Raw genomic sequence first — 16,901 nt, 5'->3', positions numbered from 1 at the left:
TCGCCTCTACCTTAAATGCTATAAGTTTGTCCCGCATAAAGTATAAACACCCTAAGCAGTAAAACACCGATAACGGCCGCTAATGAACTGATATAAAAGCTAAATTTTAGACTAGCTACTTTTTTGCCAAATGCAAAATTTAAAACAAAAGGCACAATAAAGCCAACTAGCACAACACCAAGCCAAAAGAAATTTGCCCAAACGCCACTATAAAAAGCAACAGCTGCATTTTGCTGATAACTTGAACCAAGTAAAAGCGATACAAAAAGCATTAAAATGAGTAAAATTTCAGCTCCCAAAACGCTAAATTCTACGCTATGAAGCGAATGAAGGTCGCTTGAATGTGGATCTTCTTTAAATAAAGCTGCTGCGACCAAGCTACTGCCACTTATACCAGCACTTAGTCCTGAAGCTATAAATAAAGCTGGAAGCACAGCTGTGTTTAAGAGTGGGAATCTAATCAAAACTGAGATCAAAAATCCAGTATAAGCACAAATTATTACAGCAAAAATAAGACAAATACGACTTAAAAATGGATAAAGTGGTATTAAAATTTTCATTATTAGTGCAAAAAGAGCGCTAAAGGATTTTAAACTTTTGGCTAAGAAATTTGAAATCTCATCATTAAATGCATAAAGGCACATCAAAAAGCTAAGCGGTATAAATACGCAAAGTCCAGCAACACCGATAGACATAACTGATGTGAAATTATAATTAATCAAAATTTTCCAAAATAAAAGCGGCTTTTCAAGATCAGCTATCAAGCAAACCATACCAAGCATGATGCTAACAAATGCTAAAAGCGAAGCAGCCTTGAAAAATGGGCTAAAGCTCTCTTGCTTTTTATAGTGTTTTAAAAGTATAGCAGCGATTAGCGCTCCACCACTCATACCAGCTAGCAAAAGATAAACAGCGATCGGCCAGCCCCACTCTACTCCATGCGAAAATGTTGCAGTAAAATTTAATGCACCATCCATCTTACACCCCCATTTTTACTTTAGGAATATATCTAAGGCTTGGTTTTGTGCCAAGCTCTGCTCTTAGCCTTATGCTATCTTTTACGGCTAGTAGCTTACTGATGTGCGAATTTTCATCGTTAAGATCACCAAAAACGATCGCCTCATATCTACAAGCTTCTACGCAAGCTGGCTCTTTTTCATCCTTTAAATTTGTATCTACACAAAAGTTACAGCTTTGAGCTGAGCGCGTAACCTTATCGATATATCTCACATCATATGGACAGGCTACGATGCAGTATTTACAGGCGATACAATCATCTATATTTGTAGTTTGTATACCAGTTTTTTCGTCTTTATGACAAGCCTTGGTCGGACAAACAGCTACACAAGGCGCATCGACGCACTGCTGACAAGATACTCTTACAAATCTTTTATCGAGTAAATTTTTAGGATTAGTCTTATCTTCTATAAAAAGTCTCATCTGTCCTTTTGGGACTAAATTTACCTTTCTGCAAGCTATCTCGCAGTCCGTACAGCCAACACATTTATTTTGGTCAAATATCATACCAAAGTGTGGTTTTTTTACACTTTCTTCACTCTTAAAAGCAAAACCACTACTTGCCGCACCAGCACCAGCAGCCACAACTACCATGCTTTTTAAAAAGGCTCTTCTATTTTTTTGATTTTGCATTTTTAACTCCATTTTTTATCTTAATGAGGCTTTTTGATGCCCTCATTTAGTTCTTTCTCATGAATTTTCTTTGCAGCCTCGGCTAACTCACCTGGCTTTAAGACCTTAACAAGCTCTATCTCAAAAACGATAGTCTCGCCTCCAGGTATGCCCTCCATGCCGCTATCGCCATACGCAAGTTCTGGCGGGATAACAAATTTAAACTTATCGCCCTCTTTCATGAGCATTAAGCCCTCTTCAAGACCTGGGATCAAATTTAGCATAGAAAGATGAGCTGGAGCCTCTTTTGTCTCATCAAAGACCTTACCATCGATAAAGCTAGCTTTGTAGTTTGCTATGATGATACTTTCTTGTTTTGGAGTTGCTCCTTTTTTGCTTGATTTTAAAATTTCATATTGTAATTTTGATTTTGTCGTTTTTACATTTTTATTTTTTGCATTTTTATCCATAAAAGCCTTGCCCTGCTTTAAATTCTCTTTAAGTATGGCAGCTTCTTTTTCTTTTACTATCTTGTCTAAATTTTCAGTTCTTTTGTTTAGTAGCTTTGCTATCTCATCATCGCTTAGTTTTAGCTCTCCTTTTAGTGCATCACTAAAACCTTTGATAACGGCCTCAGCATCGTAGCTAATGCCTATTTGTTTTTGTTCAAGTAACCCTTTTAAAACATATCCACCACTTGTTGCTCCCATAGCATAAGACTCATTTGAATCTACATTTGCAAGTAAACTAGAAGCACTTAAGCTAAGAAGTAGCGTAAATTTTAAAACCTTATTTTTCATATCAAACCCTTAAGATTAAAGGGGCTAAAACTAGCCCCTAAATGCTATAAATTTTTATTCAAAATTCTTTGAGCTTCTTTTATATACTCTTTTGATGCATCGAGTTTTTGTTTAGTAAATTTAAATCCGTGCATACCCCACGAACCATCTTTTTCAACCATATCGATGATCTCTTGAGCATTTTGGATAAGCTCATAAACTCTTACTTTATCACTTGCATCAAGTTTTTTAGTCTCAAGTAGTGAGTAAAGTCCTTCAATACCAATTTTAACTTCAGAGAATTCATTCTTAACTGGAGTTTGCCATCCCATAACTTCATCATAAACTTGTTTTTGGTTTTTGAAGTGAAGTGTTGGTTTTAGCTCAGATAGTACTGGGCTGTGGCAGCCTTTGGTATCTTTCATATCCTTATCAGCCCAAGATGTTCTAGCACACGCCCACATCAAGTCAACGTAGTTATGGCCATTTTTATCTCTCTCAAAGTGCCAATCTTTAGCATCTCTTGGACCTTTAGCAGCATCGCCTGGTACTAGAGATTTCTCTTTTGGATCAACCATAATCTTCCAGATGTGAGATCTTCTTTGAGTATCAAAGCCAGCGTTGTCTTGGAACTGAACAGCGTAGAAATTCTCACAACTCATCATAAATGGCATGTGGCAAGATGCACAAGTATTGTCTTTGTGAGTATCTGCTTTAGATGCGATATATGCTTGAGTCTCGTGGCAATCTTTACACTCTTTTCTAATTTTTGGTTTAGTATAGAATGAGCTTAGATAGCCTTGCTCTGAGTTATAGTTCATACCAGTTACGCTCTTATCGCCTACAACTGGACCTGTATTGTCGTGTGGATCGTGGCAAGTAACACATCTCATACCTTTGTCATAGTGAGCTGTAAAGTATGATTGTGAACCTTCAGAACCACATCCTGGTCCCATTGATTTAAATTTAGAGCTAAGTGAGAGATCAAGCTTACCGTTATTAAGAGGATTAGCACGAGCTAGATCTGGGCTAAAGTTAAATCTTTGGTGGCAGCGTTCGCAGTTTGATGTTCTAAAATTTGTAGCCCCATCAAGGTGACCGCCAGCTCCGTGGCACTCCTCACAGCTTACGCCTTTTGAGATAGTGTGTTTTTGAAGCTCTTTAGCATTACCAAGTGCTGCATAAAATTCTGCTTTTGATTTGAAATCAAATTTAACTGGGTGACAAACTTCACAATATGATGAGTTTGCTTGGAAAAACATTGATTTTTTATGTTTTGCAGCGTATGAAGCTAGGCCTCTAACATATCCGCCATTGTCGCCATACTCTTCAAGAGTGCCAGGAAATTCTGGGACAAGCTCTTTGATTTTCTTAACAGTAGCGTCGTCTAAATTTAACGCCCATGTTCTTTGCCATTGGTTACCACCAGCTACGATCTGACCTGTACCATCTCTTAGCAAACCACCCTCAACGTAGTAAGTACCACGAAGTAGCCACGCATCAACGTAGCCCATCTTAGTTCTTAAGTGACCAACGGTTGCGTAGATAACATCTGGAGTGATACCTTTTGGAAGGATAGAAGCGGTATCTTTGTCAAATACTGGCTCAGTTAGGTTGTTATTAACCTCTGGGTGCTCACCAGGGAAACGCATAGTAGTTGCGTGGCGAGATCTGCTCCACACTTCATACTGGGCTGGGTGACACTCACCGCACTTTTCTGGTCCTACAAATTTGTTAGGAAACTGAAGTGATGAAGTGGCTGGAATTCTATACATCATAGAGCTATAGCCCTTACCGCCATCTCTTTTACTAAGCTTTGACATATCAAAGCCATGTCCCTCGGCAAGCCACTCTAAGCCACGGTCGTGAACGACCATTTTACCGACGGTTTTACCACCATACTTTGTAAAAATAGGGTGGTTTTTAAATAACCAGTTATACATCTCTTGCTCTTCTACAACGTAGTCTTGCAAGGAGATAACACCTCTACTTTGCAGTGTGCCTTTAGGATTTGCGATAACATCACGTGCTTTATCGGACATCTGCATATTATGCTCTTCGCAACAGGCTTGTGAAGCGAAGATGCTAACACCCATGAGCAAACCAGCTAAGGCTTTTTGTAGATTTCTCATGTGCCCTCCTTTAAATTTTTTATCCTAAAATCAAAATGATTTCATACTGATAATACTAACACCAAAAAAGGGTAGAAAAGGGGGAATTTTAATAAATTATAAATTTTCGAAACTAATTGTAAATGTAATACTATTTTCATCTACATTTCTAGCAAAGATTAGCGCGTTATTTTTGTTAGCGATTAGCCGGCTCATATATAGACCAAGCCCACTGCCAGACTCTTTTGTGCTAAAGTGTGGCTCAAAGATAACATTTAAAAACGAAGTCTTTATGGCGCCTGCATTATTTTCTATACATAAATTTTTACGATTATCTTTTACAAAGGTATAAATTTTTATTACTCTTGGCTTTACATAGCTTTGTTTAAATGCATCTTTTGCATTATTTATAATGTTTATTAGGATTTGAATTATTTCATTAAAATTTGCAAAAATCGTAAAATTTTCTCTTATATCGATCTCTATTTCGATTTGATATTTCTTAAGTGAGGCGTTTAGAATTTTTATAGTCTGATTTACTACTTCCTCTACGCTAAACTCCCTTTTTAAAGTATTTGGCTTAAAAAAGTTTTTAAAATCATCAACCGTTTCAGACATAAAATTTATCTGCTTGCTAGTCTCTTCTATAAACTCATAAATTTTTGCTTCATCGAGCTTTTTTCGCTCCTGATAGAGTTCTAAATTTATTAAAGCTGAGCTGATTTGAGCTAAAGGCTGCTTCCACTGATGTGAGATATTGCCTATCATCTCGCCCATTGAAGCTAGGCGGCTTTGATGTATCATTAGCTGTTCAGTCTGTCTTTTGCTCTCTTCTCCGCGCCTATGCATCTTATAAACAAGTAGCAAAAATATCCCAAATACAAAGGCTATCGCGCTCATTATGATGACAACCTCTTTTAAATGGTAAGAGAAAATGGCACGTAGTGGGATTTTAAAAGATAGCATTGCCATCATCTCACTTGCTTCAGAAATTTTTCCATTTGAAATTTCATAACGATCCAACATCTGTTTTGGAGCACTTTCGCTATTGTGACAGGCTAGGCAAGATGTATTTTGACTTTTTATAGGAAGTCCTACAAAAAATTGTGAGCCATTTTCATCTTTTATAATCTTTGAAAACTCACTAAATTTATTCTCTTTAAAGCCTCTTAACACCTGCGCTTCAAATTCATTTGGCTCATGAGCTTTATTTAAAGGTGCCATGGCGACTAGTTTGTAGTCAAAGTCAAGATTATATTTTTTCTTTTGGATATTATAAATTTCACGGCTTATATATGAAGATGAAAGCAATCTCTCGTCAAAAAAGTCCTCTTTTATAATGCCATCATGCTTTAGCTGCTCTATCAATGGACGCTGAACGCCTGCGATGTACTCTCTTACAGAATTTATACTCTCAAGCACATAATATGCCTCTTTTTTGGCATCTTTCATTGCAAGATTATTATAAAAATTTAAAACAAGTGCGGATATTAAGAGATAAACAAAGATAAAAACACTAACGATTAGCTGAAATTTATATTTCACAAAGGTAACCTACGCCGTATAAATTTTTAATCACATCTTTGCCAAGCTTCCTTCTAAGCTCTTTTACGATCGTCTTTATCGCCTCTTTGCTTGGCTGCTCATACTCCCAAATATAATCAAAAATTTGTTCATAAGTTATAGTTTGATTTTTGTTGTTTAAAAAATACTCCAAAAGCCTGCTTTCGCTCTTACTTAGATGAGAAATTTCACCATTTATATAAAGTACTTTTTTACCAAAATCGTATTCTAATTCATCATTTAGTCTAAGAGTCGGCTTACGTCCAACAAGCTCTAAAGCAACGTCTTCTAGGGCTTTTATAAATGACTTTTTATCATATGGCTTTGCAAGATACCTTGTGATCTTTAGCTCAACTGCTCTCCACAAATACTCTTGCTCGACGTGGCTTGATAAGATCACGATAGGAATTTTTTGATTTATAGTTCTTACTTTTTTAGCGATCTCTAGGCCATCGATGTTTGGCACGCTTATATCAAGCACCAAAACATCATAAGTATCGCTCATCGCTAGCTCAAGTGCATCATAGCCATCTGTTACGCCATTTACCTCGGCAAAAAATAGTTCCAAAGACGCACAAATATTTTTTAAAATCGCCTCTTCATCTTCAAGGCAAAGGACCTTTTTATTTGATAAAACGTCTAAAATATCATATTCTTGCATAGCTTCATCTCGCTTTTTGAGCAGATATTATCACTTGGTAGCTTAAAAAATAAGATTATCTAAAAAATAATTCATACCAATATAAAAAACAGATTACTTTTAAAAATTAAACTATAAATTTTTGTTGAAATGATTTGAAGCCTTTATTAAAATTTTCTATGAATACTATTTTTGGATTTTTCTAAAAATTTTAGCTATCAATCAATTTTTAAAAAGAAAGATAGCTATATTTATAGTATAAATTTTAGTTGCCTCTGCTTCCAGGTTTGATCGCTTTGCTTCCATTTTTACAAAGTGGGCAATGCTCAGGCTCATAAATTTCAAACTCAAAATTTCCTAAAGCAAAAAATGGCTTATCGCTTGGCAGTTTTGCATTTGGCTTGGCCTCATTGTCTAAATTTGTAACCTTACAAAAGCCACGATTCGCAAGTGCTGCAAAGCCAACTACCTCACCGCCAAGGCTCTCTATCACGTGCGCTGCTTCAAGTGCCGAGCCGCCAGTCGTGATGATATCTTCACAAACGATAAATTTCTCGCCTTTTTTCACCTCAAATCCGCGTCTTAAGCTCATTACCTTTTCAACTCGCTCTGTAAAGATAAAACGCTTCTTTGCTGCGCGAGCTAGCTCATAGCCAGCTAAAATTCCTCCAAGTGCAGGCGAGCAAACGCTATCAAATTTAATGCCAAATTTCTCTATCACACGGGCAAGCTCATCAGCTAGCTTTCCAGCCAAAGCTGGGTCTTCAAGCACCTTTGCACTTTGGAGATAAAACTGCGAGTGATTGCCACTGCTTAGTAAAAAATGTCCCTCTAAATATGCCCCAGCCTCTTTATAAATTTTCTCTAAATCCATCGTTTTTTCCTTTTAAAATTTACTCAAAATCTTAACACAAGCCCACTTAAGCCACTCTTTTTAAAATTTAATAAGCCACACATTTGTATAATCTCTCAACACTCACAAAAAGGACGCTCATGCTTATATTTAACCCTGTTGTTTTTAGCATTTTGGTAATGACGATACTTTGTCTATTGCGTTTTAACATTTTGCTTTCTATCCTTATCTCTGCTCTTGTTGCGGGAGTAATGTATAAGCATGGATTTAGTGGATTTGAAAGTGGCATTGCAGATGGGATAGATAGCCTCTTTACAGCCCTAAAAGAGACTACACAAAGCCTTATAAGCGGTATGCAAGGCAATCTTGAAACATCACTTAGTTATATTTTGCTTGGTGCTCTAGCAGCTGCCATCGCAAATACAAATTTAACTGCTATCTTGATAAATGCTTTGAGTAAATTCCTTAGCTCAAATAAAGTAATTTTTATACTAACTATTGCATTTATAGCGTGCTTATCTCAAAATTTAATCCCTGTTCACATAGCTTTTATACCTATTTTGATCCCGCCGCTTCTTGCTATTATGAACAAAATGGGAATAGATAGACGTGCCGTGGCTTGTGCTTTGACATTTGGTCTTCAAGCACCTTATGTAAGCCTTAGCGTTGGCTTTGGTCTGCTTTTTCACAATATCTTAAAAAAAGAGCTAGCAAATAACGGCATAACCACATCTATTTCTGATATATCTTCTGTTATGTGGATAGGTGGCGCTTCTATGCTTATTGGACTTATCCTTGCCATACTTTTTTATGGTAAAAAAAGAGTTTATAAAACTTCAAAATTTGAAAAAGAAGAGCTTGATGAGATCGAGCGTGCAAAAAGCCTTGAGATGACTAAAAAAGAGTGGGCGGTTTTGGCTGGTGCAGTTGTGGCTTTTGGTGTGCAAATTTATACTGAGCTGCTACCTCTTGGCGCACTACTTGGACTTTTGGTTATGGTCGTTTTTGGTGGTATCGAGTATAAAAAAGTAGATAAGATCATGGACAATGGCCTTGCTATGATGGGATTTATCGCTTTTATCATGCTAGTTGCTGCGGGATATGGCGCCATTTTAAGAGAGAGTGGCGGTATTGATGAGCTTGTAAAATACGCTAGCTTGGTATCTGGCGGCAAGATAGGTGGGGCATTTTTGATGCTTCTTATCGGTCTTTTAGTCACGATGGGCATAGGCACTAGCTTTGGTACAATACCTATTTTAGCTTCTATCTACGTGCCACTATGCGTTAGTCTTGGTTTTGGCGTACCAGCCATCATCTTGTTAGTTGGTATAGCTGCGGCTCTAGGAGATGCTGGAAGTCCTGCAAGCGATAGCACACTTGGGCCAACAAGCGGTCTAAATGCTGATGGTGAACACAACCACATATATGATACTTGTGTGCCTACATTTGTATTTTTCAATATCCCACTTATCATCGGTGGTGTCGTAGGTGCAATGATACTTGGATAAAATTTGGCGTTAATTACGCCAAATTTCTTTTTATTTCTTCTACTTTTTATCAATATAAATTTTTGGAACATCTTTTGCTTTTGAAAAATATAAAAATTTAAAATGCAAAAAGGATAAGTCAATGATGAGATCACTTTGGTCTGGTGTTTCAGGCCTGCAAGCCCACCAGATAGCCATGGACGTAGAAGGCAATAATATCGCAAACGTTAATACTTATGGTTATAAATACAACCGTGCAAATTTTGCTGATATACTAAGCCAAACTCCAAGAGTTGCTACCGCTCCACAAGGTCAGCTAGGCGGTCAAAATGCTATGCAAATAGGTCTAGGAACGACTATAAACTCAACTACGAGAATTTTTTCACAAGGTACACTAACATCTACTGATAAGCAAACAGACCTTGCACTTCAAGGAAATGGTTTCTTTGTCGTATCTCCAGATGGCGGAACTACAAGATACTATACAAGAAATGGTGACTTTGTCCGTGATAAAGCTGGAAATTTTGTAAACAATAGTGGCTATATCGTTCAAGGCTGGACAAGAGATGAAGAGACTGGCACTATCGACTCAACTGGACCGATAAAAAATATCGTGATCAAAGAGGGTCTTACTACTCCTGCAAGAGCAACAACAGAAGTAAAGATAAAAGGCAACCTTGACTCAGGCAATACCATAGGACAAAGAAGCACGCCTATTTATTCACTAGACTCTGTTGCTGGCGGACGTGACTATAACAATGACGGAATTTTAGATCCAAACGAAGTCCATAACGAAAATGATGTAAATAATGATCAGTTTTATACAAACTCAAGAAAAGAGCAAAGCTTAACAGAGCGTGGCGTCGATCTTGGCGTTACATTTGACGAGCTTGGAAATGGTCTTGCTCTAAGAGATGGGCAAGGTATCTGGGTGAGCTATGCAAATGCCAAAACTGAAAAATTTGAAATAGGAAGTAGATCACCAAATAATGTTGGTTCACTTACTAATGGAACTGCAAAAAAATTAAATATAACATTAAATGGTGTAAATATAACCGGAGATGTAACAAACATAAGTGATGTTGCTGCTGCTATCAATGCTCAGTATAATAAAACTGGTGTTAGAGCTGAAATTTCAGAAGGTAATAAACTAACACTTATAAATAGAAATAATTCAGGTACTACAAAAGAGACAAAAAATATTCACTTAACTGTCAATACTGGTGATGAATTAGTAGCAGCAACAACAGCAATGGGAGTACCTCTAGCAGATGCCGGTTTAAAAAATCGAGATATCATCACAGCTTATCAATATGTCTATACGAGTTCACAAACAACAGCAGTTCACGAATATAATGATGCGAAAGAAAGACAAGTAACTACAACAGAAGATCTTCGTGCTGCTATGCAAAAAGATGCAAGGAGTTACGTTGACTACAATGGCGACGGTCAAATAAGAGTAAACTCAGCTGTACCTAATGCTATAAAACAAGCAACAGAAACTCATAATATAACTCCGGGTGCTGGTGGAGCAGCTATAACTGATACAACATGCCAAACAGCTTATAATAATGCTTATAATGCTGCAGCTGGTACTCCGGATCAAAAGCACGCAGCTGGTATTGCAGCACTTAAAAAACTTGCTGATGATTTAAATGATGGCACAAAGATTACTGTAAATAAGCTAGGTCAATTTCAACTAGAAAATCCATCAAATGAAGTAGCAGATCATGCACTTTATATGACAACAACTGGTCTTACAAAGCCAGCTCAAGGTACAAATAATTCAGCTATAAATGAAAATGTTAGACTTACAACTATTATGAAAGCACTTGATGGCGCATTAAGCCCAGGCCAAGCTCTAAGAGCAAGTGGCAAGATGATGATGTCAAGCCACGGCTCAACGGCAGAAATTTTTGACTCACTTGGTTCAAAACACACAGTTAGTATCAAATGGACAAAGACAGGCACTACAACAGATGGTGGTACAGAGTGGAGCATGGTTATACAAGTGCCAGAGCCAGCTAAGATAAACTACACAGGTGAAGGCCCAGATAATGTTATAACTGGAACAGCTAGATTTAACGCAAATGGCTCACTTGCAAGTTTTCATCCAGCAACGATAACATTTTCAGCTAACAACGGCTCACAAAGTGGCCAAAACATTAGCTTAAATTTTGGTCTTGGAACTGACTTTAACGGCTTAACAAGCTTTGATAAAGACTCATCAACTGAGTCAATCTCACAAGATGGCTACACAGGCGGCACATTAAACGGCATAAAAATAGATGAGACTGGAACGATAATAGGCTCATTTTCAAATGGTCAAAGCTTTGGCCTAGCTAAAGTAGCACTTGCTACCTTTACAAATAACGAGGGTCTTCAAAGCGAGGGCGGAAATGTCTTTTCACAAACTGCAAACTCAGGCGAAGCAGTCATCGGTGCAGCTGGCACAGGCGATAAAGGAACGATCGCAGCTTCAAAACTTGAAGCTAGTAACGTCGATCTAAGCCGTGCGCTAACAGATCTTATCGTCATACAAAGAGGTTTCCAAGCAAACTCAAAAACGATCACAACAAGCGATGAGATGTTAAATACACTTCTTCAATTAAAACAATAATAACTAAGACTTTTACAAAAGGGAGCGTTTGTCTCCCTTTGAAATTTATGCTTTAAATTTACAAATAAAATCAGCCTTCTTTTTGTAAAATGTTAAAAAATTTTACAAAAGAGAAAAAATGCAAGTAACACTACTAAATCACACTCCACTAAATATCTGCTCTCACGCTATCCGCACATGCTGGCAAAGCTTTGAAAAAGGTGATAACGGCGGCGAAAAAGATGTTGAGCTAATAGATAGAGTAGGCAATAAATTTAAGCATGCCTCGACCTTAGAGCACCTATACTATAACTTCTACATCCAAGGCATCTCTCGCGCGCTACTTCAAGAGCTAGCTCGTCACCGCTTGGCAAGTCTAAGTGTCAAATCAACTCGCTACACACTAAAAGAGCTAAAAAAAGAGGAAAAATTTGAAGTAGGGCAGTTTGAGCGTGCAGCGAAATTTATTGTACTAACAAATGACGAACTAGTTGATAACGCAAGCATAAAAGCACTTGAAAATTTGCGTGAAATTTTAGCCTCAACTACAAAAAGCCTTGATATAGTCAAATACTGCTTGCCAGAGTGCTATAAAACCGAGCTTACATGGAGCATAAACGCTAGAAGCTTGCAAAATTTCATCTCTCTTAGAAGCTCAAAATCAGCCCTTTGGGAGATCAGAAATTTAGCAAATGCTATCTACGATGCCTTGCCCAAAGAGCATAAATTTATCTTTGAAAAGTGCTTGCCAGATGATGAGCAAAACTAACATTTGAGTTAGTGTGGTTTGTAATTTAGAAGTGATGAAACGAGCGCTAAATTTACTTTTGTAAAACGTAAAGAAGCTCGTCTACGTGGATGTTTCTAGCTTTTAAATTTCTGCTACCACGGTAGGCGTTGTATTTTTTACGAAGCAGATGAACCTTGCCCATTTTGTTTAAATTTTTATCAAATTCATCTTGGTTAATAAAGCCCTCTGAGTTAAACGAGATTAGCACAAATTTCGCCTTTAAATTTGCTATCAACTCGAAAAATGCCTCGCTTGCTGATGATTTTTTATTAAAAACCGATCTGTTCCAGTCTTTTGCAATGCCTGAAATTTTTGAAATTTTACTTGGCTCAGTGTTGCTTGCGATGAGATTTAGCATGAAATAGTTTGAGCCGTATGGGTGCTGATTATATGGCGGATCAAGATAGACTAGATCAAGCCCATCAAGCTCTTTTGCCAGCAAATTTGCATCCTTTTGATAGACCTCAAAAGGCACGTTAAAATTTGAGAAAATTGGCTTAGTCAAATTTATATCAGAAGTGATCCTTGAGATGGCGTTTTGTCCCCTGCCGCCAAACTGACCGATGCCATCTTTATTTTTATGAAAACCTTTAAAAATTCCACTCGTATTTGCATGTACGCTTGCATTATAAAGAAGCGGAGCTATGAAAAATTTTTTCATCTCCTCTGGCATTAGCTCATCTATGAGCCTTCTTGCAGTATCGATGAATTTGGCATTTTTTCTTGTGTAAAAGACCCGCTCGCCAAAAGCGATATTTTCATCATCTTGTGGGGCGTAAAGCCTTGTTATAAAGCCCTCAGAAAGGTTATTTTTTATCTCTTTTTCAAGCTTTTTTTGCCAGAAATTTATCTCATTTTTTAGCTCGTTTGTGGCGTTTTGCAAATAGCATGAGTTTGTGATGAAGCTGTAAAGTTCCAAGTCGTTTGCGACTAGAAATTCGCTATTTTGTTTTAAAAACCTAGCCACCACACCGCTTCCACTAAAGAGGTCACAGCAGCTAAGCTTCTCTTTTTTAAGCTCATCTTTTGCGTATTTTACGCCTAGATCTATAAAGCCTAAAAGAGAGCGTTTGTTACCAAGATAGGTTAAAATTTGCTCTTTTAGATAGGCTTTATTTTCTTGTTTTACTGGCTTCAAATCAGTGCTTTTTTAGTCCCATAGCATCAACGTCAAGCTTGATCTCATCGTTATTTATGATGACTAGGCTATGATCAAGAATTTTCTTTGCTATGGCGTGCGCTTCATCAAGTGAGTGCATCTTGTAAGTGCCACATTGAAATTTATTTAGCTCTGGGATATTATCTTGATCTTTGACCTCTAAGATATCTTTCATCGAAGCAAGCCATGCTTTTTTTACGGCTTCTTCACTAGGTGTGCCGATCACACTCATATAAAAGCCAGTTCTGCAACCCATCGGCGAAATGTCTATGATCTCTACGCCGTTGCCGTTTAGGTGGTTTCTCATAAAGCCAGCAAAAAGATGCTCTAAAGTGTGAGTGCCCTTTTCTGGCAAAATTTCTTCATTTGGCTTGCAAAATCTCAAATCAAAAACGCTTATATCATCGCCTTTTGGCGTTTTCATACTTTTTGCTAGTCTTACTCCTGGGGCTTGCATTTTCACATGATCTACACAAAAACTATCAAGTAGTGGCATATATTCTCCTTTAAATTTTTGGTAATTCTAGCGAAAAAAATGTTTAAAATTTTAAAGGCTCATGTAAATTTACACGAGCCTAATAATATTTGAGTATTTGTGGGTATTAAAATAACAAAACTTTTACTTACTATTATAAATTTCTCATATATTCCGTATTATAAATACCTTGGAGGCGTCTTTTTATATCACCATGCCAGCCGTTTGTGATAGTAGTGAGAGCATTAAATTTTTCTAATAGTTTTAAATTCTCATTTGGCGCGTAAAACAGCCTATTTACCTCCAAAATACTCATACTAACTTCATCCTTTTTGACTATCTCTATGATATCACCTGCCTTGCACGATCCTGGAGTGATGACACGGTAATACCAGCCTGTTAAGCCGGTTTCAAAGATGTGAGTAGCCATATTTTCATTGCCCCATCTTTTTGAGAGCTTAAAACAAGGCTTTCTTGGCTGCGAGACTTGAAGCACTAGTGAGCCTATTTTATGGATATCACCTACACAGACACTACTCTCATCAAGACCGTCAATGCATAAATTTTCCCCCATCGCACCATAAGCCATATTTTTTAATCCTAAAAAACTCTCCCACTCGGCATAGTTTGCAAACGAATTTGCAAATATAGCTTTTTCTGGGCCTCCATGGTGCTTCGTATCAGCGACGTTATCACACATAAAGCCAAGTTCATTTGCAAAAATTTCGCCATTTTGAGCTACTTTAAATATAGCTGAACTCCATGGTGTATTTAACTTATCAGTTGCACTTTGCGAGCCATAGTTTTTCACCTCGCCGATTAGTAATGCTTTTACTATTGCCATTTTTTTCCTATCAAAATTTAGCTTACTCTTAAATTATTCGCATGAGTTAGTGCGATCGCTATCGCATCGGTGATATCAAGCGGTTTTATCTCTTTGTTTATACCTAAAATTTTCTTCACCATAAATGCCACTTGCTCTTTATCAGCTTTGGCTTTGCCAGTGACAGTTTTTTTCACCTGAAGTGGCGTATACTCAGCAAAATCACCATGAAGCTGTAAAATTTTAAGACTGAGCGCTCCGCGAAACTGAGCGAGTTTTAAAACCGTTTTTGGGTTGTAAGCAAAAAATATGTCTTCGATCGCGACCTCGTCAAATTTATAATTTTTAAAGATGAGATCAAGCCCCTCGCAAAGCTCGGTAATCTGATATTGAAGTGTGTTTGGTTTTATTTTTATGAGTCCTGCTTCAAGAAGAGTAGTTTTAAATTTATTTTTTTCAAGTATTGCATAACCACAATTCTTAGTACCTGGGTCGATTCCTAAAATTTTCATCACTATCTTTTCAATACTTTTTCACGACTTTTTCACGATGTGAAAAAGTTTGTCAGAGTTTAACAAAGGTTTTATTAAAATTAAGATAGTATCACTATAAAAATTCTCGAAATTTAAGGCATAAAAATTTGATAGCAGACGAAATTTTAGAAAATCTTTCAACACAAATTTCACCTGAAGAATACCAAAGTTATATCAAGCAATTAAAATTTAACGAAAAGGCTTCAGACGATCATATTATCGTATTTACTGCACCAAATGAGTTGATGGCTAAATTTATAAATACAAGATATGCTGATAAAATCGCTCATCTATATGAAGTTAGAACAGGCATAAAACCAAATATAGAAATTTCATCTACTAAAAGTAGCAAGATATCAAAACAAAATCAAATAAATGTTAAGCAAATAAAAACACAAAGTAGCATTTTAAATCCAAGCTACACATTTGAAAATTTTGTCTGTGGAGCTTCAAATCAATACGCATTTTTAAGCGCAAAAGCAGCCGCTGAAAAGCCTGGCGTACTTTATAATCCACTTTTTATATATGGCACGACGGGACTTGGCAAGACTCACTTACTTCAGTCAGTCGGAAATCACTGCCTAAATAAAGGAAAAACCGTTATTTGCGTAACTAGCGAACAATTTATGATAGATTTTACCAGTCATATAAATAACCACTCAATGCCAAAATTTCGTGAAAAATATAGAAACTGCGATGTTTTACTAATAGACGATGTGCAGTTTCTTGGTAAAACTGATAAAATCCAAGAGGAATTTTTCAACACATATAATGAACTTTTAGCAAAAAATGGTCAAATAGTTATGACTTCAGATAGACCTCCAAAGACACTAAAAGGCTTTGAAGATAGGATGATTTCAAGATTTGATAAGGCTTTTATGGCTGATATTACGCCACCTGAACTTGATACAAAGATAGCCATCATCATCAAAAAATGCGAATTTGATAAAATCGATCTAAATAAGGAGGTTATAAACTACATAGCTACAAACATGGGAGATAATATCCGTGAGATCGAGGGAGCTATCATAAATTTAAACGTATTTAAAACTCTTATGAAAGAAGAGATCACACTTGATCTTGCAAAAAGTATATTAAAAGATCTTATCAAAGAAAAACGTGAAAATATAAATTTCGATACTATCGTTGAAATAGTTAGTAAAGAGCTAAATATCAAACAAAGTGATATAAAAAGCAAATCAAGAGTTACAAATATCGTAGAAGCAAGACGAATAATCATATATCTTGCAAAGATGCTTACAACAAACTCAATGCCACAAATCGCAAACTATTTTGGTATGAAAGATCACAGTGCTGTTAGTCATAATATTAAAAAGATAAATGAGCTAATACAAACTAATGAAATTTTTAGTCTAAAAGTTACTGAATTAAAAAATAAAATTTTGACAAAAGGATAAAATACAATATGAAATTTGTGAATAAATGTGAAAAAGAACATA

At 36.6% G+C, this 16,901-nt stretch carries 15 protein-coding genes; 4 read left to right on the top strand and 11 right to left on the bottom strand.

What is annotated here, in order from left to right; genetic code table 11:
• Nucleotides 1-11: 11 nt before the first annotated feature.
• From nrfD to pyrE, 7 genes are all read right to left on the bottom strand, one after another.
• Nucleotides 12-977, bottom strand: a complete 966-nt coding sequence (gene nrfD / locus F3G69_RS06800; protein WP_084109952.1) for an NrfD/PsrC family molybdoenzyme membrane anchor subunit — start codon at nucleotides 975-977, stop codon at nucleotides 12-14.
• 1 nt (nucleotide 978) lies between these two features.
• On the bottom strand, nucleotides 979-1,650 hold the full coding sequence (locus tag F3G69_RS06795) for a 4Fe-4S dicluster domain-containing protein (protein WP_149714789.1): 672 nt from the start codon (nucleotides 1,648-1,650) through the stop codon (nucleotides 979-981).
• A gap of 20 nt (nucleotides 1,651-1,670) precedes the next feature.
• Nucleotides 1,671-2,429: an FKBP-type peptidyl-prolyl cis-trans isomerase gene (locus F3G69_RS06790; protein WP_149714788.1), complete on the bottom strand. Its 759-nt coding sequence runs from the start codon at nucleotides 2,427-2,429 to the stop codon at nucleotides 1,671-1,673.
• A gap of 44 nt (nucleotides 2,430-2,473) precedes the next feature.
• A complete protein-coding gene (locus tag F3G69_RS06785; protein WP_021090404.1) occupies nucleotides 2,474-4,540 on the bottom strand; it encodes a multiheme c-type cytochrome in 2,067 nt (688 codons plus the stop codon).
• Nucleotides 4,541-4,636: 96 nt separating this feature from the next.
• On the bottom strand, nucleotides 4,637-6,064 hold the full coding sequence (locus tag F3G69_RS06780; protein WP_149714787.1) for an ATP-binding protein: 1,428 nt from the start codon (nucleotides 6,062-6,064) through the stop codon (nucleotides 4,637-4,639).
• Entirely contained in the window at nucleotides 6,054-6,743 is a 690-nt protein-coding gene (locus tag F3G69_RS06775) for a response regulator transcription factor (protein ID WP_149714786.1), read from the bottom strand. Before F3G69_RS06775 ends, F3G69_RS06780 begins: the two co-directional genes overlap by 11 nt.
• 244 nt (nucleotides 6,744-6,987) lie before the next feature.
• Nucleotides 6,988-7,596: an orotate phosphoribosyltransferase gene (pyrE, locus tag F3G69_RS06770; RefSeq protein ID WP_149714785.1), complete on the bottom strand. Its 609-nt coding sequence runs from the start codon at nucleotides 7,594-7,596 to the stop codon at nucleotides 6,988-6,990.
• 119 nt (nucleotides 7,597-7,715) lie between these two features.
• On the opposite strand from pyrE, the gene F3G69_RS06765 reads away from it, so the two are divergent.
• The 3 genes from F3G69_RS06765 (at nucleotide 7,716) to thyX (ending at nucleotide 12,430) form a co-directional block, all read left to right on the top strand.
• Nucleotides 7,716-9,083, top strand: a complete 1,368-nt coding sequence (locus F3G69_RS06765) for a Na+/H+ antiporter NhaC family protein (protein ID WP_149714784.1) — start codon at nucleotides 7,716-7,718, stop codon at nucleotides 9,081-9,083.
• 121 nt (nucleotides 9,084-9,204) lie between these two features.
• Nucleotides 9,205-11,682: a flagellar hook protein FlgE gene (flgE, locus tag F3G69_RS06760; RefSeq protein ID WP_149714783.1), complete on the top strand. Its 2,478-nt coding sequence runs from the start codon at nucleotides 9,205-9,207 to the stop codon at nucleotides 11,680-11,682.
• A 118-nt stretch (nucleotides 11,683-11,800) separates the two neighbouring features.
• Nucleotides 11,801-12,430 carry an FAD-dependent thymidylate synthase gene (gene thyX / locus F3G69_RS06755; protein ID WP_149714782.1) on the top strand — a complete coding sequence of 210 codons (630 nt, stop codon included), beginning with the start codon at nucleotides 11,801-11,803 and terminating at the stop codon, nucleotides 12,428-12,430.
• Nucleotides 12,431-12,482: 52 nt separating this feature from the next.
• Here thyX and F3G69_RS06750 read toward each other — a convergent pair whose 3' ends face one another.
• The 4 genes from F3G69_RS06750 to ruvC form a co-directional block, all read right to left on the bottom strand.
• The gene (locus F3G69_RS06750; protein WP_149714781.1) at nucleotides 12,483-13,589 is read right to left on the bottom strand and encodes a DNA adenine methylase; all 1,107 of its coding nucleotides are present in this window, start codon (nucleotides 13,587-13,589) and stop codon (nucleotides 12,483-12,485) included.
• Between the two features lies 1 nt (nucleotide 13,590).
• Nucleotides 13,591-14,106 (bottom strand): S-ribosylhomocysteine lyase, encoded by a 516-nt coding sequence (gene luxS, locus F3G69_RS06745; RefSeq protein ID WP_149714780.1) that lies wholly within the window; start codon nucleotides 14,104-14,106, stop codon nucleotides 13,591-13,593.
• 133 nt (nucleotides 14,107-14,239) lie between these two features.
• Nucleotides 14,240-14,929, bottom strand: coding sequence for an MOSC domain-containing protein (locus F3G69_RS06740; protein ID WP_149714779.1), 690 nt, complete (start codon nucleotides 14,927-14,929; stop codon nucleotides 14,240-14,242).
• Nucleotides 14,930-14,946: 17 nt separating this feature from the next.
• Nucleotides 14,947-15,426 (bottom strand): crossover junction endodeoxyribonuclease RuvC, encoded by a 480-nt coding sequence (gene ruvC / locus F3G69_RS06735; protein ID WP_188115347.1) that lies wholly within the window; start codon nucleotides 15,424-15,426, stop codon nucleotides 14,947-14,949.
• Nucleotides 15,427-15,548: 122 nt separating this feature from the next.
• On the opposite strand from ruvC, the gene dnaA reads away from it, so the two are divergent.
• Entirely contained in the window at nucleotides 15,549-16,859 is a 1,311-nt protein-coding gene (gene dnaA, locus F3G69_RS06730; protein WP_021090297.1) for a chromosomal replication initiator protein DnaA, read from the top strand.
• The last annotated feature ends 42 nt before the right edge of the window (nucleotides 16,860-16,901 follow it).

Origin of the sequence: Campylobacter concisus (assembly GCF_902460625.1) — a bacterium.
GTDB lineage: Bacteria > Campylobacterota > Campylobacteria > Campylobacterales > Campylobacteraceae > Campylobacter_A > Campylobacter_A concisus_AD.
Note: the sequence above shows the minus strand (reverse complement) of the source record. Positions and strands in the feature narration are given on the sequence as shown.

Excerpts from the sequence above, each read along its gene's own strand:
- pyrE (WP_149714785.1), bottom strand. The coding sequence starts at position 7,596 with ATGGATTTAGAGAAAATTTATAAAGAGGCTGGGGCATATTTAGAGGGA.
- F3G69_RS06775 (WP_149714786.1), bottom strand. The coding sequence starts at position 6,743 with ATGCAAGAATATGATATTTTAGACGTTTTATCAAATAAAAAGGTCCTT.
- thyX (WP_149714782.1), top strand. The coding sequence starts at position 11,801 with ATGCAAGTAACACTACTAAATCACACTCCACTAAATATCTGCTCTCAC.
- nrfD (WP_084109952.1), bottom strand. The coding sequence starts at position 977 with ATGGATGGTGCATTAAATTTTACTGCAACATTTTCGCATGGAGTAGAG.
- luxS (WP_149714780.1), bottom strand. The coding sequence starts at position 14,106 with ATGCCACTACTTGATAGTTTTTGTGTAGATCATGTGAAAATGCAAGCC.
- F3G69_RS06740 (WP_149714779.1), bottom strand. The coding sequence starts at position 14,929 with ATGGCAATAGTAAAAGCATTACTAATCGGCGAGGTGAAAAACTATGGC.
- F3G69_RS06795 (WP_149714789.1), bottom strand. The coding sequence starts at position 1,650 with ATGCAAAATCAAAAAAATAGAAGAGCCTTTTTAAAAAGCATGGTAGTT.
- flgE (WP_149714783.1), top strand. The coding sequence starts at position 9,205 with ATGATGAGATCACTTTGGTCTGGTGTTTCAGGCCTGCAAGCCCACCAG.
- F3G69_RS06790 (WP_149714788.1), bottom strand. The coding sequence starts at position 2,429 with ATGAAAAATAAGGTTTTAAAATTTACGCTACTTCTTAGCTTAAGTGCT.
- F3G69_RS06765 (WP_149714784.1), top strand. The coding sequence starts at position 7,716 with ATGCTTATATTTAACCCTGTTGTTTTTAGCATTTTGGTAATGACGATA.
- F3G69_RS06785 (WP_021090404.1), bottom strand. The coding sequence starts at position 4,540 with ATGAGAAATCTACAAAAAGCCTTAGCTGGTTTGCTCATGGGTGTTAGC.